This window comes from Mesorhizobium sp. AA22 (assembly GCF_001672375.2).
Lineage (GTDB): Bacteria > Pseudomonadota > Alphaproteobacteria > Rhizobiales > Rhizobiaceae > Mesorhizobium > Mesorhizobium wenxiniae.
In genome coordinates, this window is the sequence record NZ_CP048406.1 from 1,766,217 (window position 1) to 1,790,532 (window position 24,316).

Below are 24,316 nucleotides of genomic sequence, written 5' to 3' on the forward strand. Positions count from 1 at the left end.
CCGCATGAAGCAGCGTTCGTCCATCATAGGCAGCGTGGAGGCGCTTCCGCATCGCGTCGCTTCGCATCTGAGCCGCGAGATCGAGGGCGGCGACATCATCCCGGGAGCCCGGCTTCCCACCGAAAGCCAGCTCGCCGACAAATTCGGCGTCAGCCGCAATGTTGTCAGGGAAGCGATCGCGCAGCTTCGCGCCGATGGCATGATCGAGGCGCGTCAGGGGGTGGGCGCATTCGTCATGGCGCCGGAACAGCGGACAGCTATCCGGATCGACCGTGAAGCACTGAAGGACCAGCGCAACATGGAGCAGCTGTTCGAGCTGCGCAGCATTCTGGAGACCGAATCCGCCACGCTGGCCGCAGCGCGCTGCACATCCGATGATCTTGACGCGATCAAGGCTGCGCTGGACCGCATGGGCGGCGAAGAGCGCTGGGAGGATGGCAGCATCGAGGCCGATCTGCTTTTCCATCGGGCGATCGCCCGGGCCACCGGCAACGGCTACATCTACACCTTCATTTCCTTCGTCTGCGAGCAGATCCGCCAGTCGATCCACTATGCCCGCCTCACCAATCCGCTCCACGACCTGGTCGAGGTCAACGTCGCCGAGCACGTGCGAATCTACGACGCGCTCGCCGCGCATGATCCGCAGGCTGCCGGCGAGGCGATGCGCCGGCACATCGATGGCGCGGCATCGCGGGTAGGCGTCGAACTCACCGCGAAGATCAATCGAGGCAAATGACCATGTCGCTCGGGCAGACCAAGGCAATCACCGATATCTGCCTGCTTGTGGAGGATATCGATCGCACCATCGACTTCTACACGCAGAAGCTCGGCTATCGGATCAGACGCCGGGCCGAGGGCTTTGTCGATTTTCATTCCGGGCGCGTGACGCTCGCCGCATGGGAACTGGATCACATCAATCGCCACTGCGGCGTCTCGAATGTCCGCTCACCGAAGCAGGCGCACAAGGCATGTGTCGCCATGGAACTGGAAAGCGCCGGCGAGGTCGACCGGCTCTATGCCGAACTGTCGGACAAGGGAGTGCCGTTCGTCGGGCCGCCCGGCGACTATGTCTGGAACGCGCGCTGCGCCTACTTCCACGACCCGGATGGGACACTGTGGGAGCTCTACGCCTGGACCGGCGCGGGACCGGGCGACTATCACGACACGCAAGTGTGATCCGATCGCGACGGCCTCGCAAGAAGGGCCGCGCGGCATGCAAACAAGTCCAACAAAGGAGCAAGAAGATGAGTGGGAACACATCGCAGTGGAATCGCAGATCGATCCTGAAGGCCGGCGCCGCCGGCCTGGCGGCTTTCGGGCCGGGACTTCAGCTGTTTGGCGCCAGCGCCTCGGCAGCCGCCAAGCTCGTCGTCCAGTATGACTGGCTGATGTCGAATGGCCAGATCGGCGATGTCGCAGCCGTCGCCAATGGCTACTTCAAAGAGGCCGGGCTCGAAGTCGAGTTCAGCCCCGGCGGACCGAACGCCGCCACCGTGCCGCCGGTGGTGTCCGGTGCCGCTCAGCTCGGCCAATTTTCCGAATCGCCTCAACTCTATGCCGCGCGGGCGAGCGGCGTTCCGGTGAAGATCATCGCCTGCGGCTATCGCACCGGGCCTTATGCGCTGACCTCGAAACCGGCGAAGCCGATCCGGTCGGCGGCGGACCTGAAGGGCATGCGGATCGGCACGCAGCCGACCGCGCGCTTCGCCATCGACGCGATGCTCGCGAAGAACAAGATCGACCCTTCCGAGGTCACCATCGTCAATGTCGGGTTCGACAAGGCCCCGCTCGTACGTGGCGACGTGGATGCGATCGGCGGTTGGATCACCAACACGCAGGCGCTCAGCGTCGTCGGCGATGATCGCATCGATCTTCTGTTGTCGGAGCTCGGCCTGGCGTCCTATGCCGACGTCTATTTCGCAACCGACAGCGCCATCGAATCCAATTCCGAGATCCTGGCGAAATTCATCGGCGCGGTCGCCAAAGGATGGGGCTGGGTCCACGCCAATCCCGAACAGGCGGTCGACAAGCTCGTCGCTGCCTATCCCGAGATCGATGCAGGCTGGGAAAAGAAGACGATCCCCCTGGTGCTGAAACTGTCGTTCGACGACAACACGAAAAAGGATGGATGGGGCACCTTCGATCCTGCCTCGATCGAGAGCCAGATCGCGCTGCTTGACCAGATTGGCCAGTATCCGAACGGCAGGCCGAAGGCCGAGGACGTCTATACGACTGAGATTCTCGAACTCAGTGCGGCTGAACGGCCGAAGCTCGGCGCGCCTGCCTCTTGATGGCCGCGCCGGCCATCGAAACTTCCGGGCTCGACGTCGGCTATCCCGGCCGGCACTCGCCCGTGACGGTGATCTCCGGTCTCGAACTGACAGTCGAGGCCGGGACGTTCCTGTCCATCCTCGGGCCTTCGGGGTGCGGAAAGTCGACGTTTCTGCGGGTTGTCGCCGATCTGCTGGCGCCACTCGCGGGCACGATACGCGTGATGGGCGAAACGCCGTCGGCGGTGCGCTCCGGCCGCGGCGTGGGCTTCGTCTTCCAGGACTCGACCCTTTTGCCGTGGCGCACGGCGCGCGAGAATGTACGGCTGCCGATCCAGGTGGGCCGCCGCAGCCTGTCGCGCATGATAGACGACCGGGCCGACGAGCTGCTCGAACTCGTCGGCCTGTCGGCGCTCAGTGAGCGCCTGCCGCATCAGCTTTCCGGCGGACAGCGCCAAAGGCTGGCGATCGCCCGGGCGCTGCTTGGCGAGCCACGTTTGCTTCTGATGGACGAACCTTTTGGCGCTCTTGACGAGATCACCCGCGATCGCCTCAACGACGAACTGCTGAACCTTTGGCGGCGGACCGGAACGACCGTGCTGTTCGTCACGCATTCCATTGCCGAAGCCGTCTATCTCGGGCAGCGCGTAATCGTGCTTGCGGCCCATCCCGGACGGATCGTCGCCGACCACGACCTTCGTCCGCTGAAGGGGCCGGAGAACAGATGCTCGCGCGAGGATCCGGCAATCGTCGCGGCGATGGCCAGGATGCGCTCCGCCCTTGGGGCGGCCTCGTGAACCGCGGCGCGCTTTCGCCGTTCGCACAGACTGTGCTGCCGATCCTCGGCGCCGGCTCGCTCATTCTCGCATGGCAATTCCTGCTGCCGCTCGCCGGCGTGCCGGCATATATCGTTCCGACGCCGACCGCGATAGCGGGCGCGTTTGCCAGGAACGGCTCACTTCTCCTGTCGAACCTCTGGCCGACGGCCATCGAGGCGCTCTCCGGCTTCGTCCTCGGCAACCTCGCCGCAGTGCTGCTGGCGATCGTCTTCGTGCACAGCCGTACGCTTCAGGCAGCCTATTTTCCGGTCGTGCTGTTCTTCAATACGATCCCGGTGCTTGCGCTGGCGCCGGTCGTCATCCTCATCTTCGGCCTCGGCATGCTGCCCAAGATCGTGATCGCGGGAGTGATCTGTTTCTTCCCAACGCTCATCAACATGATCCGGGGGCTGGAATCGGCGAGCCCCAGCGAGCACGAGCTGTTCCGCGTGCTGTCGGCGACGCGTTGGGAAATATTCTGGCGCCTGCGCCTGCCGCGCGCGCTGCCAATGCTTTTCGCCTCGCTGCGGATCGCCTCGGCGACCGCGGTGATCGGCGCGATCGTCGGCGAATGGATCGGCTCCGACAAAGGTCTCGGCGCGCTGATCATCCAGGCGACCTTCAACTATCAGTCCGACCGGCTCTACGCCGCCATCGTGCTCTCATCGCTGTTGTCGATCGGGTTCTTCATGACGGTCGTCGCCGCTGAGCGGTGGTCGGTTCGATACCGTTGACCGGCTGGCTCCCCGGGATGGCCGCTTGGCGTCGCACTGCGGACTTCGCTCTAGCCGCCCAGGCGAGGGTTGGCCTTTCCTGCGTCGGCCTGTACTATGACCGGTGCTTGCAGGGGATAGGGGAGCTCGAGCATGGGCCTGGGTCGGACTTTCCGCCGTTGGGGGATGCGGGCCTTCATCGCCGTCATGGTGCTTTCGCCGCATGCGGCGTCGGCCGACACCATTACGCCCGACCGGATCGCGGCAGCCCTGTCGAAGCTCGAGGCACTCGCTAAAGGCGTCGTCGCGGATGGCGGGGTGCCTGGTCTCGCCGTCGGAGTCGTCAATGACGACAAGGTGGTCTTCCTCAAGGGTTTCGGGCATCGCGAGGCCGGCAAACCGGAGGCCGTCGATGCCGACACGGTGTTCCAGATCGCCTCGCTCTCCAAGCCGGTCTCAGCAACGATAGTGGCGGCACTGGTCAGCGACGAGATTGTTTCCTGGGATACGAAAATCGCCGATCTCGATCCGGCCTTCCGGCTGTCCGAGCCCTATCCGACCAGCGAACTCACGGTTCGCGACCTGTTTTCGCACCGCAGCGGACTGCCCGGCACCGCCGGAGACGACCTCGAGGACATTGGCTATGACCGCGCGGAGATACTGCGCCGTCTGCGGTTCGTGTCGCCATCGTCGAGCTTTCGTGCCGGCTACTCCTACAGCAATTTCGGACTGACCGAGGGTGCCGTCGCGGCCGCGAAGCCGACGGGCAAGGTTTGGGAGGAGATCGCCGAGGAGAAGCTCTACCGTCCGCTTGGAATGGCGTCGACCAGCTCCCGTCATGCGGACTTCATCAAGCACGCCAATCGGGCCGCGCTCCACGTCAAGGTTGATGGCGTCTGGGCCGCGAAGGTAAAGCGCGATCCGGATGCGCAGGCGCCCGCAGGCGGCGTCAGTTCCACGGCACGCGATCTCTCGCAATGGGTGCGCCTCGTACTCGGCAACGGCGTCTATGACGGCAAGCCGCTCATTGCCGCCGATGCGCTGGCTCAGACGCATGTGCCTTTGATGACCCGAGGCAAGAACCCCGTCTCCGGCGGCGAGTCCTTCTACGGCCTCGGCTGGAATGTCGAATTCGGCCGGCACGGTCTGAGCTGGGGCCATGCCGGCGCCTTCAGCGTCGGCGCCCGCACGCTCGTCACGCTTTTTCCCGAACAGAAGCTTGGCATCGTCATCGTCGCCAACGCCTTTTCAACAGGCGTGCCGGAAGGACTGTCCGACAGCTTCGCCGATATGGCCTTTGACGGAAAGGTCGAGAAGGACTGGGTCAAGGCATGGGACGATACCTATGCGGGCCTGTTCGGCCCGGCGGTCGCGGCGGCCAAGGCCACCTATGCCGCGCCACCGTCTCCGGCAAGGCCGGCCGGGCCGGCCAGTGCCTATGCAGGCCGTTACTTCAACGACTTCATCGGCGATGCGGTCGTGTCGAGTGCGGGGGATGCTCTTGTGCTCAAGGTCGGGCCGGCCGGCGCGCGGTCCTATTCATTGAAGCATTTCGACGGCAACCTGTTCCTGACCTTCCCGGACGCCGAGACGCCGGACAGGCCCTCGGGCGTAGGCTTTGACATCGGCCCCGACGGCAAGGCGTCGGCCATAACCGTAGAGTTTCTCGACGATAACAATCTCGGCACGCTGCGGCGCGTTGGTGACTAGGGCCAAATGTTGGTGAGACGGTTGTCGGCTTCGCCGAGACGGAGCCGGGGGCCGCGCCGGCGTTCGCGATGCGGCGCTCAGCTCCGCGCCGATTGACAACCTTGAACAGCCGCCCATTCTGTAATCGCCACAGGCCTGGCCGGACAGAAAAGGCGCTATCCATGGAAAAGATCATTCTGGACTGCGATCCGGGGCACGACGATGCCATCGCCATCCTGCTGGCGGCCGGCAACCCGAACATCGACCTTCTCGGCATCACCACGGTTTCGGGCAACCACAATGTCGAGAACACCACGCGCAATGCGCTGGCCGTATGCACGGCTTACGGCATCAAGGTGCCGGTCGCGAAGGGCTCTCTCGGCCCGCTCATCATCGACCAGGTGCTGGCCGTCGAGATTCATGGCGATACCGGGCTCGACGGCCCCGTGCTGCCGCCCGCCTCGTTCGAGCTCGACAGGCGGCATGCCGTCGACTTCATCATCGACACGGTCATGGCGCATGAGCCGAAGACCGTCACGTTGGTACCCGTCGGTCCCTACACCAACATCGCACTCGCCGCCCGCAAGGAACCGCGCATCATAGAGAGGGTGAAGAAAATCATCGCGATGGGGGGAAGCTACACCAGAGGTAACATCACGCCGGCGGCGGAATTCAACGTCTATGCCGACCCTGAGGCCGCCGATGTGGTGTTCCGTGCCGATTGGGACGTCACCATGGTGGGGCTCGACCTCACGCACCAGGCGCAGGCCACCCCGGAATTGCAGGACAGGGTGCGCGCCGTCGGCGGCCCGATCGCCAAATTCATCCTCGATATCTGGGAGTTCATAGCGACCACGCATGGCGGCCTCCTGCAGATCGCGTATCCCGCCGTCCACGACGCATGCTGCGTCGCGGCCATGATCGACCCGAGCGTCTTCACCACCGAGAAGGCCGATATCCGCGTCGAGATTGCCGGCCGGTGGACCAAGGGCATGACGGTGTGCAATTTCGAGAAGATGGGCGGCATGCATCATTTCGGCGGCACGGCGAGCGAGCAGACCGACTTCCGCCACACTGTGGCGATGAAGCTCGACCATGCGAAATTCTGTGACCTGATCGTCGACGCGCTTGAGCGCCTCACCAGGCAAAAGGCGTGAGCCGATCTGCCGGGCGCGACGATTATCGAAGGGTAGCAAGATGAGCAAAAAAGCCAGTCCCAAATCCTCCAGCCCAAGGCAACTCGCGGAGATCGCCAGCTATCACGCCCATATCTACTATGACGGGCCGGCCGAGCGGCAGCATGCCGAATGGCTGCGCCTGCGCATCGGCGAACGTTTCCGTGTGCGCCTCGGCAATTGGCGCGACGAGCCGGTCGGCCCGCATGAGCAGGCCATGTACCAGGTCTCGTTCGCCACCGAGATTTTCGCTTCGCTGGTTCCCTGGCTGATGCTGAACCACGGCGGCCTGAGCATCCTCATCCACCCCAACACGACCAACCCCAAGCGCGACCATCTGGTCGATCCGATCTGGATCGGCCGGCCGCTGGGGGTGCACGGCGAGGTGCTTGGCGAGCAGGACGAGGCGGAAGAGGCGCTGGAAGTGAATACGGAGCCGACGCTGAGGGCGTAGGGGGCAATCGCATGTGGGTTCTACGCTTCCGTTCGACGGATCGCGGACAAACCGTCCCGTGGAGAAGCGCTGAAGGCTGCGGAGAGCTGTGATTGAGGTGAGCGGGATGGTGGCCTGAGCATCCTTATCCACCCCAACACAACCAATCCCAAGCGCGACCATCTGGTCGATCCGATCTGGATCGGCCCGACCGCTGGGCGTGCACGGCGAGGTGCTTGGCGAGGAGAACGAGGCGGAAGAGGCGCTGGAGGTGAATACGGAGCCGACGTTGGGGGAGTAGGGGGGGCGCGACGCCGTTCGGCATGTGAGGTTCGGCGTAGGAATCGCGTGTGCCTGCAGTGCAGCATGACCGGCCGCTTTGCGCCTCATCTCGGTCATCGAGGTAAAGTTTACCGTTGCCTCGAAGCAAGACATGTCAGATATCATGCTGAGCGGTGAACATCACTCCCCTCTCAACCTCGCCAGAAAGGTTTCGCGATCTCCGCTTCCACCTGCTTCCTCGTCAGGCCGACATCGGCGATCATATGCGGGGCGGTGATCAGCATATCCTGAAGCTTGAGCCGAAAGCGTTTGCGCTCCTCCCACGTCTCGACCATATCGCGCAGGCTGCCGAGGCAGAGCGATTGACGCGGCGCGTTCGTCCGCCTGATCGATGTCCGAGCGATCGTAGTGCGATGCACCGCTGGTACAAAGGTATCGGCCATGGAAACCTCCGTCTTTGAGAATGAAAACCTCTGTTTCACTGCGGCTGACCATGCCTTAGAAGATCGACGTCGTACTTAAGGCCTGCCTAAAATTTCCAAAAACTTGCAAACGGGATAAGATGCCCAGCATGCTGGCGCCGCGCTTTGCCTTTGGTCCATTCGTGCTCGATCCGGGCTCTGGAACGCTGCTTCGCAACGATCTTCCCGTTGCTGTCAGCCACCGTGGGCTAAAGCTCCTTGCTGCTATGGTCGAGCGTCCGGGCGAGATCCTGACGAAGGCCGAGTTGATGGACGCCGCCTGGCCCGGCATCGCTGTCGAGCAGGGTAATCTCACCGTCCAGATCGCGCAGCTCAGGAAGTTGCTGGGACATGTTGGTGATGGTGGCGAATGGATCGCCACGGTGCCCCGCGTGGGTTATCGTTTCACCGGTGTCAGCGAACCGCTCAGCGGCGCCGAGCGGAAAAGGTTGCCTCTTCCCGACAAGCCGTCGATCGCCGTGCTGCCCTTCGCCGGCTTCGGCGATGAGCAGGGTCAAGAATCGTTCGCCGACGGACTGACGGAAGACCTGATTACCGACCTTTCGCGCACGGCCGGCCTGTTCGTCACCGCTCGCAATTCCGTGTTTGCCTATAAGGGAAAGGCGATGGACGTGCGCGACATCGCTGGAGATCTTGGGGTGCGCTATGTCTTGGAGGGGAGCGTGAGACGCTCCGCCGGACGCGTTCGCATCAACGTGCAGCTAGTCGACGCAAGCGGCCGAGAACATCTGTGGGCGGAACGCTTTGACCGCGAGCTGAAGGACATCTTTGCCGTTCAGGATGAGGTCACCGGAAAGATCATCGATGCTCTGCTCGGACAGCTGCGTATGCCGCCGCATCGTATCCGGCCGCGAAGCCTCGAGGCCTATGACCTCGTCGTGCGGGCACGCAAGCTGATCGACGACTCGCCGCAGACATCGCGCGAAGTGCATCTGCTGCTCTCACGTGCGATCGCTCTCGATCCGGAATACGCCGAAGCTCACCGATGGCTGGCGATGAACCATTGGCTGGGATGGCTAATTTGGGGTGAACCGGTCGAACCAGCCCGAAGTCGCGCCTTAGAACTCGCCCGTAAGGCGGTGGCGCTCGATCCAAACGATGCCGGTTGCCATTGGGTCCTCGGCAACTTGCTCGCTTATGAACGTTGTTTCGCCGCCGCCGACCAGGAGTTTGCCAAGGCGATCGAACTCGATCCGAACGACGCCGACCTCTGGGCGACGCTTTCCGACAATGCCGTTCTGGCCGGGCGGGTCCAAGAAAGTCTTGATCATATTCGGAAGGCTTTCCGGCTCAATCCATTCCCAGCGGGGTTGTACTATCTGACCCTTGGCGTCGCGCAATACGCGAACAGGGACTATGAGGCCGCAGTCGTGACGCTGCGCCGCGAGGAGACGCATCGCAGCACGAGCTCTCGCCGGTTCCTGGCCGCGAGCCTTGCCCAACTCGGCCGGTTCGACGAAGCTCGCTCCGAGGTTGCGCTGTTTCTTGTCACTAACCCGCATTTCACCATTCGCCACTTTATAGGGACGCAGCCATTCCGCGACCATGCTACGCTCGATCATTTCGTTGATGGCTTGCGCCAGGCAGGTTTCCCCGACTGATCACTCAGGCTCGCGAAGCGCTTCGTGTCATGCGAACGCCATGTCAGGTGGTTGCACTCAGGTGTCGCTTGGACGACGGTTTTGCGCCCTTATGGCCGACGTTCGATTGCTGCGAACCGAGCCAAAACCGGCCGCTGAAGTTGATTGCGCAAAGCGGCCGATAAGGGTGGGTAGCGGGCTGGCTACTTCTGGACCAGAGTAGCGGTAGAATAAGTATGTCAGCCAAGCTTTGACCTGGGGAGGCAGGATATCAGAAGATGGAGCGACGGCTCACCGCAATCCTTGCTGCCGACGTTGTCGGATACAGCAAGCTCATGGGCGAGAACGAACTAGGCACGCTCGAAGGACTGAAGAGGTGCCGGCGCGAACTGATCGACCCCGAGATCAAAAAGCACCATGGCCGCACGATCAAGCTCATGGGCGACGGTGCACTGGTAGAGTTTGCCAGCGTCGTCGATGCCGTCCAGTGTGCTGCCGCGATTCAACGCCAAATGGCCGAGCACAATCGGGACGCCGCCGTGGCGCAGCCGATCCGGTTGCGCATCGGGGTCAATCTCGGTGATATCATCGTCGAAGGCGACGATATCTATGGCGACGGGGTAAACATCGCCGCCCGTCTGCAAACGATCGCAGAGCCCGGCGGAATCTGCATCTCTGGCACCGCGTTCGATCACGCGGCGCACAAAGTGGATGTCGGCTTTGCGGACCTCGGAGAGCAGCGCCTCAAGAATATCGCCGATCCGGCGCGCGCCTATCGGGTTCTGCTCGATCCTGCAGATGCAGGGAAGATCCTGGCGGCGCCACGCCGACCAAGATCTCGGGTCATGGTTTTGACGGGACTTGCGGCCCTACTTATTGTAGCCTTGGTTGCAACCGTCTTAACTTGGCGGAGCCCCGCAGTTGCCCAACGGCCAACCGTAGCGGTCCTGCCATTCGCAAACCTCAGCGGTGATCCTGGCCAGGACTATTTTGCCGACGGCATCACCGAGGATTTGATCACCGACCTTGCGAAGCTTTCCGGCCTCGAGGTGATCGCCCGCAACTCCGTCTTTGCCTACAAGGGAAAACCCCTGGTCCTGGCGGATGTCCGGCGTAACCTTGGCGTACGCTATGCGGTTGACGGCAGCGTCAGGCGCACCGGCGATCAGATGCGGCTCAATGCGCAGCTGATCGATATCGCCACTGGCGACACTTTGTGGGCCAATCGGTTCGATCGCGGCATCGCGGACGTGTTCGACGTTCAGGACGAGATGAGCCGGGACATCGCCCAGGCGCTCGGCGTCCACGCTTCGGCAACCGAGAGCGCGAGAATGGCCCGCCCGCCGACTGCAAACCTCGAAGCCTATGACACCTACCTCCGTGCGGAGCGGGAAGCGCGCACGGGTCGGGGCGACGGATTGCGCGAGGCGCTCGCGCTCTATGAGAAGGCGCAGGATCTCGACCCCACCTTCGCCGAAGCCTTCGCCGCCGACGCACGCCTGAGCGTCTATGTCTGGCGCGCCGCCTCCGACGATATCATTCAGAGCGCGCTCGCCCGAAAGAGAGCGTATGAGAAGGCAAGCCGTGCTTTGGAGCTCGACCCTGACTTGTCGTCGCCCTACGCGGTTCTCGGCGTCATGCAGGTCATCGATCAACGTTACGAGGATGCCATCGCTTCTGCGGAGCACGCGCTTGCTCTAGGCTCCGGGGACGCAGCCACGCAGATCGCTGTGGGTTACATCCAGCTGTTCGCTGGCAATCATGGCGATGCGGCAAGAGCCGGCGAAACGGCATTGAAGCTGGATCCCAATCTGGCTCCGATAGACCGTGAGGTCGTTGGGGTTGTCTTTCTTTTCCTTGGGGAAGCCCAGAAGGCCATCGAGAATCTCGAGCGCGCTCGCGACGATGCTCCAGAGGCAGGCAGCTTCAGGATCCTTCTTGCAGCCGCATACGCGCGCGACGGCCGCATGGAGGACGCGAAAGGCGCGATTGCAGACGGTCTCCGGCTGGTGGCGAGGACCGAATCCCTGGCTCGACTGCGGTCGCTGGCCGCGGTTCGCAATCACTATGCCCATCTCCGCAACGCTGAGGACCTGGTTCCGGTTATGGACGCTCTCCGCCGGGCAGGACTACCCGAATGGCCGTTCGGCTTCACTGCCGATGAACAGGACCGGCTGAACGGCGCGGAAATCGCATCTCTCGTTGTTGGCAAGACTCTGAAAGGCAGTCTCGAACCCGATGGGCTCCCGGCCATCATGCAAGTCGAACGGGATGGCACTGCGGTCTTCCGCACGATGACGCGAATGACCACCGAGAAGGTCTACGTGGATCGCGACCTCCTGTGCGAGAAGAGCGAGAATATGTTCGGCCGCCCTGACTGTGGCCTCGTGTACAGACGCAGCGAGGGCGCCGGGTATTCCTTTGTCAATTCAGGCAAGGTGTTTCACTTTGTGGCAGTGAAGTGAGATCGCAAGGTCAGGGGTTGTTGATCGAGTTCCAATCGGGCTGATCGACTGCCAACTTCGCCTGAACGACCGGCCATTTGGCGTCGCCCTTCGGCACAAGATCATTGGCGTTGTCCGCGAAATCGGTCGCGTTCCCTTCGTCGTAGATCAGATAGAGCTTGCCATCAATGATCTTGAACGCTTCAGGATCAACATTGACAGTGACGGATTCATTGAGTGCGACCTCGCCCGCGCAGTAACCACCATATTGAGGAGCATATTTGGTGGGCTGGCTCATGAACATTTCCTTGTGTTCCTCGCTGGCGAAATGCCACGGCGTGCCAAGCCACTCGTAGGAAAATTTCTCGGAACCCTTCACGGCCTTGCCGTCGGTGAAATAAGCGACCGTGTCGTAGCCCATGATTGCCACGCCGCCGAAATAACCGGTATTCACGGTGTTGCCGGCAAAAGCTGGTCCTGTGGCGGCAATTGCCGCGGCCGCGAATACCGCCGCCGACACCGGCCGGCGAACTGGGGTCATGATTGCCATGGCCATCTGCGCTCTCCTTTTCAATCGTGGATCGCTGCGCACTTGGCAGCATTCGCTTCGCCAAGGATTTTCTCCTGGCACGTGGCGCCGTGCCGTTTGAACAGTTTTACGATGTCGGTATTGCCCTTCCAGAACGCCCGGGTGATCGGCATGTACCCATGGCCCTCGGCACGGTTGACATCCGCACCTTGCGAAATGAGGAACTCTGCCAGTTCGACATGGTTTTCCTCGCCCGCTATCAGCAAGGACGTGACGCCAGACTTGTTGGCAGAGTCTTCGAGCACCGCCCCTTGTTGAAGCAACAGCTTGGCGATGGGGAGGCTGCCGGAAAAGGCAGCAGCGTGGAGCGGGGTAAATCCACCGGAATTGCGCGCCATGACGTCGGCGCCCTTGCTCAGCAGGAATTCCGCGATGGCAGGTTGGTCACTAAGCGCAGCAGAGATCAGGGGGGTTGCTTGATCGGGAGCCCGGCTATCGATCTCGGAGCCCCTCGCCAAGGCCTGCTCGACGGCAGCCTGATCTCCAGCCGCGACGGCATCGAACAACGGATCACCTGCGGCGGCCTTTATTGCCGCCAGCAACAGCATGAGGACTACCAGCAGTCCACGCATGATCCTAGCTCAGAGAACATTGAAGAGTAGCATATTAGCTCGGATTCATACAAGTTCCTTTGGGCGGGGAGAGTTCGCTTTTGGCGCGACCGCGACCACATCGTGGCCACGTCAATGTCCGCTGTCGGGATCAGTTGTCGATAGTTGCAGGGCTTGAATGGGCGCGAAGTCGTTATGGCTGCACGACCCTGATGGCAACTCCCAGGTTCTGCGGCGCGGATGGGGAAGGTCTTGCGTGGGGTCGGAAGACGCCGTTAGAGCAGCTTATCCGATGGCAGCTATACGATGCTCAGCACCTGAAAGCGGACCGACCGAAGACGGCCCCAATCAACGACGTTCGAGACCTTATGCTAGGCGAGGGGGAGGCAGGTCCCCCACTCAGCCCCCCGCCAACCGCGGCAGCAGGAAAATCTCCGCCCCCTCGGGCAGTTCCTTGGACCAAGTGTCGCGATAGATCGTTCCGTCGATCGCCACCGCTATCCCGCGATCAATCCAGGGCTCGATGCCGGGATACTGTTCCGCCAGTTTGCGGAACAGCTCCCGAATATCCTTCGCCTCGATCTCGATCTTGCTCTTGCCTCCGGCGATTGCGCCGAGCGATCCCCAGAGCGTTACTTCGACCATTAGCCTCCCCGTTCCGCCTCGATCGCCGCGAGAATGCGCGGCGGCGACATCGGGATATGCGTCATCCGCACGCCCGCGGCGTTCGACACCGCATTGGCGATCGCCGCCAGCGGCGGCACGATCGAGGTCTCGCCGACGCCGCGCACCCCGTAAGGATGGTTGGGATTGGGGATCTCGAGGATCTGCGTGTCGATCATCGGCAGGTCCGAGCAGACCGGGATCCGGTAGTCGAGGAAGCCGGGGTTCTGCAGCCGCCCGTCCTTGCCGTAGATGTACTCTTCGTTGAGCGCCCAGCCGATGCCTTGCGCGGCACCCCCCTGGTACTGCCCCTCGACATAGGTCGGGTGCACCGCCTTGCCGGCATCTTGCACGACTGTGTAGCGCAGGACCCTCGTGGTGCCGGTCTCCGGATCGACCTCGATATCGCAGATATGGGTGGCGAACGAGACGCCGGCGCCGTCCGCGACGAGCTCGCTGTGGCCGGCGATCGGCCCGCCCGTTTTTCCTGACGCCGCCGCGATCTCCCTTAGGGACAGCGCAGCAAGGTTGCCGTACTTCTCGCCTTTGGCGATGGCGTGGCCCGTTTCCCAGACCACGTCGTCGACGGGAATGTCCCACATCTGCGCGGCGCGTTCGCGCAGGATCTTGATGGTGTTGCGGGCGGCCGAGATCGTCGCCATCGAGGAGGAGAAGGTGCCGCGGCTGCCGTCCGTCATGTCGTTGTAGCCGAGGCTGGATGTGTCAGCCACCACAGCCTTGACCTGCTCATAGGCGATGCCGAGTTCCTCCGCCGCCACCAGCGACAGCGACGCGCGGGAACCACCCACATCGACCGTGCCGACGGCAAGCGAGACCGAGCCGTCCATGCCGATGTTGAGGTCGGTGCAGGTCTGGCCGCCGAAGTTGAACCAGAAGCCGCAAGCCATGCCACGGCCCTGGTTCTTGCCCAGCGGAGCCTTCATGTGCGTATGGTTCTTCGCCGCTTCCAGCGTCGGGCCGATGCCGATCGGGCCATATACCGGACCGTAGGAAGATCTGGTGCCTTCCTGTGCGGCGTTTCTGATCCGGAATTCGACCGGGTCCATGCCGATCTCCTTGGCCAGTTCGTCGATCGCACTTTCCACCGCAAACGCCGCCATCGGCGCCGACGGCGCCCGATAGGCGGCGGTCTTCGGCCGGTTGACCAGAACTTCGTAGCCAACCGTCCTGACGTTCTCGAGCCTGTAGCAGGCGAACGCCGTCATGGCGCCGATCTCGGCCCACATGCCGGCATAGGGGCCGCAGGAATAGCGCAGCGTCGCCTCGGCCGCGGTGATCGTGCCGTCCTTGCGGGCGCCGATCTTGACGTCGATCGAGGTGGCGCTGGTTGGGCCGGAGGCGCGGAACACCTCGTCACGCGTCATCACCAGCTTGACCGGCCGTCCGGCCTTGCGCGACAGCGCCAGCGCCACCGGCTCGGCCCAGACATGGGTCTTGCCGCCGAAACCGCCGCCGATCTCCGACGAGGTGACGCGCAGCTTGGAGGCTTCCATGCCAAGCAGTTGGGCGCAGTGCTGGCGGTAGACGAAATGGCCTTGCGTGCAGACCCAAAGGTCGGCGGTGCCGTCGGAGCTGACGCTCGCCACGCACGCATGCGGCTCGATATAGCCCTGATGCGTCTGCTCGGTCTTGAAGGAGCGTTCGACGACGAAGTCGGCCTGGCCGAAACCTTCATGGATGTCGCCATGGCCAAACTGCGTGCGCTTGGTGACGTTGGAAGGCTTGACGGGCTTTTCCTCGAGGCCCTCGGTGAAGATGGCGTCGTTAAGTAGGGGTGCCGTGTGCTTCATCGCCTCGTCGACATCGGTCACATGCGGCAGCACCTCATAGTCGACCTCGATCAGCTTCAGCGCCTGCCTCGCCGTGCGGGCGTCGACAGCGGCGACCGCGGCCACCGCATGGCCGTCATAGAGCGCCTTCTTGCGCGCCATGCAATTGTCGAGGATGTCGTACATGGCAGCATCGCCGTCGGTGAGGTCGGGCAGGTCGGCCGCGGTGATCACCGCCTTCACGCCGGCGAGCTTCTCCGCCTTCGATGTGTCGATCTTCCTGATCGTGGCGTGGGGGTGCGGGCTTCTCAGAACACGCCCGACCAATTGGCCGGCCATGTTGAAGTCCGCGCCGTAGCGGGCGCGGCCCGTCACCTTGTCGACGCCGTCGGGGCGGATGGGACGCGTGCCGACGGAGGTGAAACTGCGATTGGAGTAACGCGGATCGAAATTCATCGTCATGCCCCCTTCATCACGGTGGCGGCGTCCTGGACGGCGCGCACGATCTTGTCATAGCCGGTACAGCGGCAGAGGTTCCCGGCGAGGCCGAAGCGGATTTCCTCCTCGGTCGGGTCGGGGTTCTTGGCCAAAAGGTCCTTCGCCGCTATCAGGAAGCCCGGCGTGCAGATGCCGCATTGCAGCGCTGCGTGCTCGAGGAACTTCTGCTGCAGCGGATGCAGCCTGTCGCCATGCGCCATGCCCTCGATGGTCTCGACACGCCGGCCTTCAGCTTCCGCGCCAAGCACCAGGCACGAGCACACCAGCCGGTCGTCGAGGATGATGCTGCAGGCGCCGCAGTCGCCGGTGCCGCAGCCTTCCTTGGCGCCCGTCAGCCCGAGGCGGTCGCGCAGCACGTCGAGCAGCGTCTCGTCCGGCTGGCAAAGGTACTCGACATTGTCGCCGTTGATTGTGGTTGAGACTGCTACACCAGCCATCATTTGCCTCCTGCACGTGCATAGGCGGTCGTGGCGGCCCGCCTGGCCAGCACGCCCGCAACTTTTCTTCTGAACTCGACGGTGCCCCGCTTGTCGTCGATGGGACGGCAGGCCCCGGAGCAGACCTTGGCGAGCCGCTCAAGTGCTGCTTCGTCCAGCTTCCTGCCGATGAGGGCCTCGGTGGCCTCTTCCACCAGCAGCACCGTCGGCGCGACGGCGCCCAGTGCCACGCGGGCCGATTTGACGACACCTTGTTCATCGAGCGTCAGGTTCACCCCGGCGCTGACCACGGCGATGTCCATCTCCGTGCGTGGAATGAAACGCAGATAGGCATCGCCGGAGCGCGGCGCGCGCCTGTCGAGCAGGATCGCCTCGATGATCTCGCCCTTGGCAAGCGACGTCTTGCCCGGCCCGGTCGGCACTGCCTCTACCGCGACGGTGCGCCTGCCTGCTGGCCCGGCTATCAATGCCATAGCGCCGGCGGCTACCAGCGCCGGCACGCTGTCGGCTGCCGGCGAGGCGTTGCAAAGATTGCCTGTTATGGTGCAGCGTCCCTGCACCTGTTTCGAGCCGATCAGCTTGGCCGCTTCGACGACGCCCGGCCATTCCCCTTTCAAGGCCGCGCTCTCCCCCATCAAGGCGCAGGAGACCGCCGCACCGATGCTGAAGCCCTCCGCCGTTTCCCTGATTTCGCTGAGCCCATCGATTGCCTTGATGTCGAGGATCAGGTCGGGCTCGATAAAGCCGCCTTTCATCCTCACCAGGAGGTCGCTGCCTCCGGCGAGAATGGCGGCCGTGCCAGACGAGCCGGCCAACTGGCCAACGGCGTCTTCCATTGAAAGCGGACGTATGTAGCGCATCGTCTCCCCTTGATCCTCGCAATTCTGTCGGCCTGTTATAGTGCCTTGGATCGGAATGGTCATCCGGTTCTGCATCAGCAGCGATTAGGCCAGGCGCCGCAAAACCGAGTCCCAAAGCTACCCGAACTGGCGTGCGCCCGTGTCGGCATACTCTTGCAGTTCCGTCCGGATCAACCACTTTCTCGTTCCCGATCGACGAGACGAATGGCAACATTCCACCCATATCGACCATGGGCGGTAGCCAGCTGACGGAGTCTGAGTCCTGGAGCCGCAGGGCGGCGGGCCTTTTGCCGGCGCGTTCTCGACTCAGGGCGCCGGGCTGAACTGGAGCAATTTGAAACAATCGCCGCTTCCAGACTTCAACTGCGTCAGGAAGCGCTTCGACCGATCGATCCATTCCTGGTGCGACCTGGCATCAGCCTCGATCTCGTTGACCGGTCCAAGGTTGACGAAGCTGCGCCCCTTGCTGAAAAGCCAGCACGCACGGCCGAGAAGTCTCCTGCTGCGCTGGCGCAAGAGGTCGGCATCATAAAAGATGTCGAGCACCTCCTGCTTGATCTTTGCCTCCTTTTCAGGATTTGCGATCGCAACCGCGATCGAATCTCCGCCGATCGCATCCTGCAGGTCCTTGTAGTCGAGGACGAGCTGAGTGGTGGCATATTTGATCTCGCTCTCATCCTGGACGATGTTGAACCACAGCGCGGGGTCGAGTTCGTTGACGACGAACGATGCTTCGAAATCGCGCGATAGGTTCAGGATCTCGAACGCTTGAACCTCGACGTCGCGCTCTACCAAAAGGATCTCGGCGACCTGCTTGCCGAGTTCCGCCCCGTGGGCGCTGATCGCGGCATTCGTTCCACCGAGTTCGGGGCTGATATAAGGCCCGCCATCATCCAGCAGCGCATCGAATTCGCTGAGGTATTCGACGACGGCGGCACCGCGCGCAATGCGCGCGGCCAGTTTGGCGAGAACCAGCTGCAGCTCCGTTTCGCGTTTGCGCTGGTCCTGATAATTCTGCTGGAAAAAGAAGATGAACAGAGAAACGCCAATACCGATCAGGATTACCCCGAGCTGGGAAAAGATGTTGCGATAATATTCCAGCAGCTTCTCACGATGACGTATGTCGTGGCGCACATTGTGTGCCACACGAGCATTGACGATCAGCGAAAGGATCAGAAGCCCGGCACCGACCAGGATGAGGCCGCCGATGAGGAAATAGCCTCGCCCTGAGAAGGTGCTGAAATCCATGCGTTTGCCAGCTCGCTGAAGCCCGAGACCGCGCAGGTTAATACCATTCGGCTCCAACACCTACATGTTCGTAGCGGGCGTCAGCATCCGAGCCTTCATTGGTCGCGGTGATTTCTGGCAACGTTGCCACCTCCCGTAAGCCATCTTGCGTCGAACCAGCGGTCTGCCGGCCCGTCATACGGCAGCCGGGTGACATCCCAATGGCTGACGAAGCGCGCGTAGGCGTCCCACACCGGTGGACCGCCGCCGATGAAGACGACACGGCCGGCAAAGCGCCGGAGCGTGTCCTCCGGATCCATGCTGGAGCGAACGACGACAAGTTCCCGATCCGGGCGAGCAAAATCCGGAATGCTTGCGATCGTCTTGGGACCGGCGAGCAAGACGTGCCCTCTGGTGAGGTCGAAAAATCGTGCAACGTCAGCGACAAACTCGGGCGACCGGTTGCCTTCCCACGGAAGGCCACCATCGAGGCCGAGCTGCCCCGCTTGGCCGATGGCACAGACAACCCTAACGACAGTCTTCTTCACGAGTACTCCACCGATAGCCGGTCTGATCCCATTAGCGACGTTTGCACGTCATACGGCGCAACCTGTTTCAGTAAGGGGTTGCGTCCGGCAACCGCCTCAAACGCTAATATTTGCCTTCATCTCTTAATCGATCGGCAATGAGGTCGCACCACGTCTGTTTGCCTAACGTGAGAAAAGCATTTCGCGGCACTTCGGGCAAATGCGGCATAGCAAGGGCTGCAGCGGTGTTCGGGTGTTGAACGATCTCCGAAGCGGTTGCCTAATACTTTAGTTGTAATCTCTCACGTGTTTGATATCGTGACGACGGGAGGAATTCAGATGGCGGTGGAGTGCACATCCGCGCCCGATATGGGCGTCTTTTCAACCATTGAACTGGATCTCTTGAGGGGTGTGGTTCGGGAAATTTTGCGGTCCGGCGAAACGGAGCTTGACAACGAGGACGCCCAAATGATCGCGCGGGTGGTCATCGCAACCTACAAGGACGGCGCCTCGTGTCGCGAGGAATTGCTTGAAGCCGCCCGGATTGCCGCCAGGCGCTGCGCTCTCGACCATTTTTACGATCGAGCAGTCGGCTTGTTCGCATAGAGCAATTCCAGGAAAAGTGTGAACGGTTTTCCGTCCGGAATTGCGCAAAAACAAAGAGATAGAGCGGTTCGGCGTTTCTGTGAAACGATGAACCGCTCTAGGATTTCGCATCTGACGCAATTCAGGGCGGAGTTACTCGTTCCTGCTCCGTTGGCATTCCGCGCACCGCTGCGGAGTCAGGTGCAGACTTCTGATCAGAGGGCCCGAAGCTCATCGGCCGATCAATCGTCATTGTCTGCTTTCCGGCGCGTAGTGGAGAATGACAACACCTGACTTGAGCGTCCTCGTCTCCAGATGCTTCAGGGATATCCGGTTCGGGCCGCCCTTGAAGAGCGGCGTGCCTCTCCCGAGAATGACGGGGTTGATCCCGAGGTGATACTCATCGATCAGGCCGTGCTCCAGCAGGGTCGCCGTGAGGTCGGCGCTGCCGAACACGAAGATGTCTCCGCCGTCCCTGGTCTTCAGCTTGGAGACTTCTTCCGCGACATTGCCGTTGAAGAGCGTCGTGTTGTTCCAGTCGGCGCTTTTCAGCGTGCGCGAGAAGACCACCTTCTCGATCTTGTTCATGAAGTCCGCGATCCAGCCTTGCTCGGACGGCCAATAGGCTGCCATGAGCTCGTAGGTCACGCGGCCGAAGATCAGCGTGTCGGCCTTTTCCTGGGTCTCACGAATGTAGTTCTCGAGTTCTTCTTCGAAGACGAACCAGCTGATGTCCCTGTCCGGACCTTCGAAGAAGCCGTCGACGGTCACCATGTCCCATATAATCAGTTTTCTCATAGAACCCGCCTCTGCGTGTATCCCTTTGTGAATTCTTGGCCCGATCCCGTGAAGCGGAAGCGCATGTTGGTGATCCGCCCCGGCTCCAGGACCTCGGTCTTTTCCAGCCTGACCGGCGCCATGCCGTTCTGGCTGAAGAGGCGGATGCCGTCGCCGATGAGAACGGGCGCGACATGGATGAGGACCTCGTCCACAACCCCTAATTCGAGCCGACGGGAAGTCGCGGCATTTCAGCGGGATGCGACGAAGCGTTCCAGTTTGCCCAGAGTTTGCAATCCCAGTTCCACGGCACCGAAGCCCTTCGCCTCCTGGAACTCGGCAGCCGTGCTGAATACCATGCCCAGCGTTACCTTTGTTGCCCCGTCCTGATCCTCGAACGAGGCCCAGGCGTCGGCATGTTTCGGCCCGTTCTCGCCCCAATGCAGCGTATAGCCGATCCTCTCCTCGGGCCGGACCTCGTTATAGAGATGGTGGTTCGGGAAGACCGTGCCATCAGGCGCGATCATGTCGAAAACCCATTCGCCGCCCGTTCGCAAGTCGATCCTCTTCGTTCGACAGGAGAAGCCTTCCGGCCCCCACCATTGCGGCAGCGTTTCAGGGTTCATCCACGCGCCCCACACGATGGATCGCGGCGCCTGGATTACCCGCTGCAGCACCATGGTTCGTTCGGCCGCGCCCGCGAGGTTGTCCAGACCGGCGGAGAAGCCTTCCCGATAGCCTGCCTCCATATCCTGCGCCAGCGATGAAAGTTGCACCGTCACGATCAGCCGGCTGCGCTCGTGCGTGCCTGAAAGATTTGCCGTCACCAGCGCTGCTGATTGCGTCACGCCTTCGCACGAGATCACCTCATAGTTCACGCTGCACAGCGCCGGCTGCAGCGCAAGCCAGCCATTCTCGCAGCGGATGTCAGGCTGGTCCTCGACCTTGCAGAGCGAGATCTCGCGTCCACCCACCCTGGTGTCGGCCTCCAGGAACTCCACGGTAACCGAGGCTGATGGCGCAGCCCAGATCGCCCGCGCGGCCGGGGCGGTCCATGCCTGCCACAGTACGGCCAATGGCGCGGCCACGTCCCGTTCGAAGGTGAGTGTCGCAAAGCGGCTTTTCTTATCATCAGGCACCGCATGGGTCGCGCTGTTTGTAGCGACGTTCTGTGTCATTCTGCGCGCTCCTTCATCACATTCATCACAAATGCGTCCAACCGGTCGAGCCGAGCTTCCCAGATGGCCCGCTGCTCATCGAGCCATGTCCGCACCGGGTCCAGAGCCTCGGGCACGATGGCGCAGGTGCGTATCCGCCCGTCCTTGGAGGTGGAGATCAACCCTGCCTCCTCCAGTACGGAAAGGTGCCGCATCACCGTGGGCAGACGCAGTCCCGTGGGACCAGCGAGATCCGTCACCTGCGCAGGTGTTTCGGCAAGCCGGGTCAGGATCGACCGGCGGGTCGGATCAGCGAGCGCGTGGAAGAGCAGCGATAGATCAGGATCATGCTTAGCCATGTCGCTAACTATCGCCCAATTTGCCGCTGGCGCAAGCGAAAACTTCGTCAACTCGCTAAGTTTTTTCCGCCGAACGCGCCGAGTTCCTGGAGCAGGCGGCTTCCGTTGCCGAGTCCGCTGAGAAGTTGCTCGCAACGATGCGAGCGCGCCCCGATGCCGGCAATCGAAGACAAGTTCCTGAAGCCGCCGTTCCGCTTCCAGATGCTCGTAGGAAGCGCCAACATCGGAAATGACCCAACGCGAACTTCATCTCGCGGCGTGGACCGGGCGCGCACTGCCGAACCCCGGCGTGCGCTGCAGTTTGAAGGCACTAGCGGGAAAATCCAGTTCTCCCGCACGCCAGGAACCAGCGTTTGGCAATGGGCTTGGTGGCCAATCCAAATCGTTGATCGAAATCCGGCGGAACCAGATCGCTTTCGGATCCTCCACCCCAGTTGAGAGAGTATGGAGGTTCGACTGCAGCCCAGCCTTCACCCGCCACCCTTCGCCGACCTGCCCGCCCCAAACCTCAACCCGTCCATCAGCAGCGATACCAGCCGGCGCGAGCGGTCGCGCCAGTCCTTGGTGTCGGGCGCCGAATAGATGCCGCCCAGCGCGTGCAGAACGTCCGATGCGTCGACGTCGCTGCGGATCGAGCCGTCGGCCACCGCCGCCTCGATCAGCCGTCGCAAGGCAAGTGTCACCCTGCCCGAAACGTCGGAGAACAATGTGGAGTTCGTCGTGAGCAGGATGCGCAGGCTTGTCGCCAGTCCGCGCTTGGTGGCGATGTAGTCGACGAAGCGCTGCATCCATTGTTCGAGCGCGACGTCCGGCGAATGGTGAAGGGCGAGCTCGTCGGCGGCCTGGCACAGGCCTTCCACTTCGCGCCGGTAGACCACCTCGACCAGATGCTCGCGCGTCGGAAAGTGCCGGTAGAGCGTGCCGATGCCGACGCCGGCCTGGCGCGCGATCTCCTCCAGCGAGGCATCAACGCCATGTGCGGCAAAGGCCACTGCTGCGACCTCGACCAGCATGTCGCGGTTGCGCTGCGCATCGGCGCGCAGCGGTTTTGCCGCTGCGGCTTCGGCCTTGTCTCCAAACCTGGCGGGCGGCTGCGAAGCCAATTTTTTTCCAATTCGATCGGGGCTTGAACCGGGCAGGGCAGGGGCCCGGCAGGCCCGTTAATATAGCCACGGCATCGAGTATGTCATATCCTTCGAGCCCACAAGTCTGCCGTCGGCTGCCTCCGACTGCCAATGCAGATCGGCAAAATGCCGTGGGATATGGCCGGGCACCGGCTAGAGCGGGATGCGTTCAAATTGAACGAGGCATCCGGCGCTATCTCTTTGTGTTAGCCGCTTTATGCGACGCCAAGTGAGGCCACTTGGGTGCAAATGCTCCCATCTGGAACTGTAGTACTAGGCCGTGAACTCATAAACACGTTGCGCGATTGCTGAGGAGAGTCTGCTTTGGGCTGATCGCGGGAAGTCGGTCTGATGGGAGCGATTTCCGCAAAGCGCCGGAAGCGGACTGACCGGAGCGCGCAGTTTCCAGCCGCTTCTTCCGATGTCGACGATGCGGACCCCAGCGGCTTCAGCAGTCGGCCTACGGCTCGCGGATTGACGATTGAAGGGTGACGTCGAGGCCAGGTCTTAACAAGAGGTTCGGGTTCGGAAACTCGACGGTCACCTCGACCGTCTGTGTTTCAGGATCGAACTCGTAGGCGCCGGCTACGAAGCGGCCCTTATGCGGATAGGCGTCGCCGGTCGGCAGGATTAGGCCGAACTCGCGCTGCTCGGCGGCTTGCTCGATGGTCGTGACGATCTCGCCGCGCTGGAAATAGGCAGACGCCGGGGCTCGGCCGACGACATGGATCGGATCCAATTGGGCGATTGTGGCGAGCCGGCTCTGCTCTCGCACCTCCTTGGTGATGTATGCGCCTTCGTTGACCAGGGAGCGGCTGATGATACCCGTGATCGGCGCGTAAAGCTTCATCTGGTCCAAGGCTAAATCGGCAAGCGCGACATTCGCCCGGGCCTCCTCGACTCTGGCCGCCGAAATATCGCGCTGTGCTTCGGCCTCGATGAACTGCATTTCCGAGGCAACGTTGCGCGTACGAAGGGTCTCAGCATTCCGCAGCTTCACCTCGGCTAACCGCAGCTGCGCCTCAGCCTGCTTGAGGTGGGCCTGGGCGAGTGCGACAGAGAGCTCCTTGTCCCTACTCCCAAATTCAAATAGAAGGTCGCCCTGTTTCACGAGCTGACCCGCGGTGAAGTTTATCTTCAACAAAAGCCCATCAATCCGGGGCGCGACCTCCGCGAGGCGCGCGGGCGTCAACGTGCCCATGTATTCGAGCACTGCAGACGGCTGTTGCTGGGCTGATGCCGGTTGGAACAGCAGGAAGGCCACGGCGAATACCGGAATTATCCGC

General features: G+C 62.3%; 27 protein-coding genes. 12 read left to right on the plus strand and 15 right to left on the minus strand.

The genetic code is table 11. The annotated features are described in order from the left end of the window. The first annotated feature begins 4 nt into the window (after positions 1-4). The 9 genes from A9K68_RS08660 to A9K68_RS31625 all read left to right on the plus strand — a co-directional run bounded on the left by A9K68_RS08660 (position 5) and on the right by A9K68_RS31625 (position 7,557). Positions 5-736: a FadR/GntR family transcriptional regulator gene (locus tag A9K68_RS08660; RefSeq protein WP_065008596.1), complete on the plus strand. Its 732-nt coding sequence runs from the start codon at positions 5-7 to the stop codon at positions 734-736. Beyond that, positions 733-1,176 (plus strand): VOC family protein, encoded by a 444-nt coding sequence (locus tag A9K68_RS08665; RefSeq protein WP_065008597.1) that lies wholly within the window; start codon positions 733-735, stop codon positions 1,174-1,176. Before A9K68_RS08660 ends, A9K68_RS08665 begins: the two co-directional genes overlap by 4 nt. 68 nt (positions 1,177-1,244) lie before the next feature. After that, positions 1,245-2,291 carry an ABC transporter substrate-binding protein gene (locus tag A9K68_RS08670; protein ID WP_065008598.1) on the plus strand — a complete coding sequence of 349 codons (1,047 nt, stop codon included), beginning with the start codon at positions 1,245-1,247 and terminating at the stop codon, positions 2,289-2,291. Then, the gene (locus tag A9K68_RS08675) at positions 2,288-3,067 is read left to right on the plus strand and encodes an ABC transporter ATP-binding protein (protein WP_156768343.1); all 780 of its coding nucleotides are present in this window, start codon (positions 2,288-2,290) and stop codon (positions 3,065-3,067) included. The genes A9K68_RS08670 and A9K68_RS08675 overlap by 4 nt, the downstream gene beginning before the upstream one ends. Then, entirely contained in the window at positions 2,995-3,822 is an 828-nt protein-coding gene (locus A9K68_RS08680; RefSeq protein ID WP_082982402.1) for an ABC transporter permease, read from the plus strand. Before A9K68_RS08675 ends, A9K68_RS08680 begins: the two co-directional genes overlap by 73 nt. Positions 3,823-3,954: 132 nt before the next feature. Further along, positions 3,955-5,511: a serine hydrolase gene (locus A9K68_RS08685; RefSeq protein WP_065008601.1), complete on the plus strand. Its 1,557-nt coding sequence runs from the start codon at positions 3,955-3,957 to the stop codon at positions 5,509-5,511. A gap of 161 nt (positions 5,512-5,672) precedes the next feature. Then, positions 5,673-6,647: a nucleoside hydrolase gene (locus A9K68_RS08690; RefSeq protein WP_065008602.1), complete on the plus strand. Its 975-nt coding sequence runs from the start codon at positions 5,673-5,675 to the stop codon at positions 6,645-6,647. 40 nt (positions 6,648-6,687) lie between these two features. Next, a complete protein-coding gene (locus A9K68_RS08695; RefSeq protein ID WP_065008603.1) occupies positions 6,688-7,119 on the plus strand; it encodes a DOPA 4,5-dioxygenase family protein in 432 nt (143 codons plus the stop codon). Between the two features lie 126 nt (positions 7,120-7,245). Then, positions 7,246-7,557 (plus strand): hypothetical protein, encoded by a 312-nt coding sequence (locus A9K68_RS31625; RefSeq protein ID WP_246811404.1) that lies wholly within the window; start codon positions 7,246-7,248, stop codon positions 7,555-7,557. A gap of 14 nt (positions 7,558-7,571) precedes the next feature. Here A9K68_RS31625 and A9K68_RS08705 read toward each other — a convergent pair whose 3' ends face one another. Beyond that, on the minus strand, positions 7,572-7,823 hold the full coding sequence (locus A9K68_RS08705) for a DUF1127 domain-containing protein (protein ID WP_246811322.1): 252 nt from the start codon (positions 7,821-7,823) through the stop codon (positions 7,572-7,574). A gap of 128 nt (positions 7,824-7,951) precedes the next feature. On the opposite strand from A9K68_RS08705, the gene A9K68_RS08710 reads away from it, so the two are divergent. Both A9K68_RS08710 and A9K68_RS08715 read left to right on the plus strand, forming a co-directional pair. Next, positions 7,952-9,463 carry a winged helix-turn-helix domain-containing tetratricopeptide repeat protein gene (locus A9K68_RS08710; RefSeq protein WP_065008604.1) on the plus strand — a complete coding sequence of 504 codons (1,512 nt, stop codon included), beginning with the start codon at positions 7,952-7,954 and terminating at the stop codon, positions 9,461-9,463. Between the two features lie 257 nt (positions 9,464-9,720). Continuing rightward, positions 9,721-11,907, plus strand: a complete 2,187-nt coding sequence (locus A9K68_RS08715) for an adenylate/guanylate cyclase domain-containing protein (RefSeq protein WP_065008605.1) — start codon at positions 9,721-9,723, stop codon at positions 11,905-11,907. 10 nt (positions 11,908-11,917) lie between these two features. Here A9K68_RS08715 and A9K68_RS08720 read toward each other — a convergent pair whose 3' ends face one another. The 8 genes from A9K68_RS08720 to A9K68_RS08755 form a co-directional block, all read right to left on the minus strand. Further along, positions 11,918-12,436, minus strand: coding sequence for a YHS domain-containing (seleno)protein (locus A9K68_RS08720; protein WP_156768349.1), 519 nt, complete (start codon positions 12,434-12,436; stop codon positions 11,918-11,920). A 20-nt stretch (positions 12,437-12,456) separates the two neighbouring features. Next, entirely contained in the window at positions 12,457-13,047 is a 591-nt protein-coding gene (locus tag A9K68_RS08725) for an ankyrin repeat domain-containing protein (RefSeq protein WP_065008606.1), read from the minus strand. A 378-nt stretch (positions 13,048-13,425) separates the two neighbouring features. Further along, complete coding sequence (locus tag A9K68_RS08730; protein ID WP_065008607.1) at positions 13,426-13,671, minus strand: MoaD/ThiS family protein; 246 nt, start codon at positions 13,669-13,671, stop codon at positions 13,426-13,428. Beyond that, positions 13,671-15,935, minus strand: a complete 2,265-nt coding sequence (locus A9K68_RS08735) for a xanthine dehydrogenase family protein molybdopterin-binding subunit (RefSeq protein WP_065008608.1) — start codon at positions 15,933-15,935, stop codon at positions 13,671-13,673. Before A9K68_RS08735 ends, A9K68_RS08730 begins: the two co-directional genes overlap by 1 nt. Before the next feature lie 2 nt (positions 15,936-15,937). Continuing rightward, entirely contained in the window at positions 15,938-16,414 is a 477-nt protein-coding gene (locus A9K68_RS08740) for a (2Fe-2S)-binding protein (RefSeq protein WP_065008609.1), read from the minus strand. Next, positions 16,414-17,274 carry a xanthine dehydrogenase family protein subunit M gene (locus tag A9K68_RS08745; protein WP_065008610.1) on the minus strand — a complete coding sequence of 287 codons (861 nt, stop codon included), beginning with the start codon at positions 17,272-17,274 and terminating at the stop codon, positions 16,414-16,416. Before A9K68_RS08745 ends, A9K68_RS08740 begins: the two co-directional genes overlap by 1 nt. Positions 17,275-17,580: 306 nt before the next feature. After that, complete coding sequence (locus A9K68_RS08750) at positions 17,581-18,522, minus strand: hypothetical protein (protein ID WP_065008611.1); 942 nt, start codon at positions 18,520-18,522, stop codon at positions 17,581-17,583. 95 nt (positions 18,523-18,617) lie between these two features. After that, positions 18,618-19,049, minus strand: a complete 432-nt coding sequence (locus A9K68_RS08755) for a dihydrofolate reductase (protein WP_065008612.1) — start codon at positions 19,047-19,049, stop codon at positions 18,618-18,620. A 447-nt stretch (positions 19,050-19,496) separates the two neighbouring features. Between A9K68_RS08755 and A9K68_RS08760 the strand changes: the two genes are divergently transcribed. Further along, on the plus strand, positions 19,497-19,634 hold the full coding sequence (locus A9K68_RS08760) for a hypothetical protein (RefSeq protein WP_163602996.1): 138 nt from the start codon (positions 19,497-19,499) through the stop codon (positions 19,632-19,634). A 228-nt stretch (positions 19,635-19,862) separates the two neighbouring features. Here the strand turns inward: A9K68_RS08760 and A9K68_RS08765 are convergent, their stop codons facing one another. The 6 genes from A9K68_RS08765 to A9K68_RS08795 all read right to left on the minus strand — a co-directional run bounded on the left by A9K68_RS08765 (position 19,863) and on the right by A9K68_RS08795 (position 24,294). Beyond that, entirely contained in the window at positions 19,863-20,411 is a 549-nt protein-coding gene (locus A9K68_RS08765; protein WP_065008614.1) for a dihydrofolate reductase family protein, read from the minus strand. After that, positions 20,408-20,605: a hypothetical protein gene (locus tag A9K68_RS08770; protein ID WP_065008615.1), complete on the minus strand. Its 198-nt coding sequence runs from the start codon at positions 20,603-20,605 to the stop codon at positions 20,408-20,410. Before A9K68_RS08770 ends, A9K68_RS08765 begins: the two co-directional genes overlap by 4 nt. 36 nt (positions 20,606-20,641) lie before the next feature. Beyond that, a complete protein-coding gene (locus A9K68_RS08775; RefSeq protein ID WP_065008616.1) occupies positions 20,642-21,568 on the minus strand; it encodes an SRPBCC family protein in 927 nt (308 codons plus the stop codon). After that, entirely contained in the window at positions 21,565-21,906 is a 342-nt protein-coding gene (locus A9K68_RS08780) for a metalloregulator ArsR/SmtB family transcription factor (protein WP_065008617.1), read from the minus strand. Before A9K68_RS08780 ends, A9K68_RS08775 begins: the two co-directional genes overlap by 4 nt. Positions 21,907-22,376: 470 nt before the next feature. Further along, positions 22,377-23,009 (minus strand): TetR/AcrR family transcriptional regulator, encoded by a 633-nt coding sequence (locus A9K68_RS08790; RefSeq protein ID WP_065008618.1) that lies wholly within the window; start codon positions 23,007-23,009, stop codon positions 22,377-22,379. Between the two features lie 481 nt (positions 23,010-23,490). Continuing rightward, entirely contained in the window at positions 23,491-24,294 is an 804-nt protein-coding gene (locus tag A9K68_RS08795; RefSeq protein WP_163602997.1) for an efflux RND transporter periplasmic adaptor subunit, read from the minus strand. Positions 24,295-24,316 lie beyond the last annotated feature (22 nt).

Bases quoted from the DNA above. Each gene is read 5' to 3' on its own strand.
- A9K68_RS08660 (WP_065008596.1), top strand. From the start codon at position 5: ATGAAGCAGCGTTCGTCCATCATAGGCAGCGTGGAGGCGCTTCCGCAT.
- A9K68_RS08745 (WP_065008610.1), bottom strand. From the start codon at position 17,274: ATGCGCTACATACGTCCGCTTTCAATGGAAGACGCCGTTGGCCAGTTG.
- A9K68_RS08705 (WP_246811322.1), bottom strand. From the start codon at position 7,823: ATGGCCGATACCTTTGTACCAGCGGTGCATCGCACTACGATCGCTCGG.
- A9K68_RS08765 (WP_065008614.1), bottom strand. From the start codon at position 20,411: ATGAGAAAACTGATTATATGGGACATGGTGACCGTCGACGGCTTCTTC.
- A9K68_RS08750 (WP_065008611.1), bottom strand. From the start codon at position 18,522: ATGGATTTCAGCACCTTCTCAGGGCGAGGCTATTTCCTCATCGGCGGC.
- A9K68_RS08740 (WP_065008609.1), bottom strand. From the start codon at position 16,414: ATGGCTGGTGTAGCAGTCTCAACCACAATCAACGGCGACAATGTCGAG.
- A9K68_RS08775 (WP_065008616.1), bottom strand. From the start codon at position 21,568: ATGACACAGAACGTCGCTACAAACAGCGCGACCCATGCGGTGCCTGAT.
- A9K68_RS08695 (WP_065008603.1), top strand. From the start codon at position 6,688: ATGAGCAAAAAAGCCAGTCCCAAATCCTCCAGCCCAAGGCAACTCGCG.
- A9K68_RS08760 (WP_163602996.1), top strand. From the start codon at position 19,497: ATGATCGCGCGGGTGGTCATCGCAACCTACAAGGACGGCGCCTCGTGT.
- A9K68_RS08665 (WP_065008597.1), top strand. From the start codon at position 733: ATGACCATGTCGCTCGGGCAGACCAAGGCAATCACCGATATCTGCCTG.
- A9K68_RS08735 (WP_065008608.1), bottom strand. From the start codon at position 15,935: ATGAATTTCGATCCGCGTTACTCCAATCGCAGTTTCACCTCCGTCGGC.
- A9K68_RS08725 (WP_065008606.1), bottom strand. From the start codon at position 13,047: ATGCGTGGACTGCTGGTAGTCCTCATGCTGTTGCTGGCGGCAATAAAG.
- A9K68_RS08710 (WP_065008604.1), top strand. From the start codon at position 7,952: ATGCTGGCGCCGCGCTTTGCCTTTGGTCCATTCGTGCTCGATCCGGGC.
- A9K68_RS08720 (WP_156768349.1), bottom strand. From the start codon at position 12,436: ATGGCAATCATGACCCCAGTTCGCCGGCCGGTGTCGGCGGCGGTATTC.
- A9K68_RS08690 (WP_065008602.1), top strand. From the start codon at position 5,673: ATGGAAAAGATCATTCTGGACTGCGATCCGGGGCACGACGATGCCATC.
- A9K68_RS08680 (WP_082982402.1), top strand. From the start codon at position 2,995: ATGCTCGCGCGAGGATCCGGCAATCGTCGCGGCGATGGCCAGGATGCG.
- A9K68_RS08670 (WP_065008598.1), top strand. From the start codon at position 1,245: ATGAGTGGGAACACATCGCAGTGGAATCGCAGATCGATCCTGAAGGCC.
- A9K68_RS08685 (WP_065008601.1), top strand. From the start codon at position 3,955: ATGGGCCTGGGTCGGACTTTCCGCCGTTGGGGGATGCGGGCCTTCATC.
- A9K68_RS08715 (WP_065008605.1), top strand. From the start codon at position 9,721: ATGGAGCGACGGCTCACCGCAATCCTTGCTGCCGACGTTGTCGGATAC.
- A9K68_RS08730 (WP_065008607.1), bottom strand. From the start codon at position 13,671: ATGGTCGAAGTAACGCTCTGGGGATCGCTCGGCGCAATCGCCGGAGGC.
- A9K68_RS08780 (WP_065008617.1), bottom strand. From the start codon at position 21,906: ATGGCTAAGCATGATCCTGATCTATCGCTGCTCTTCCACGCGCTCGCT.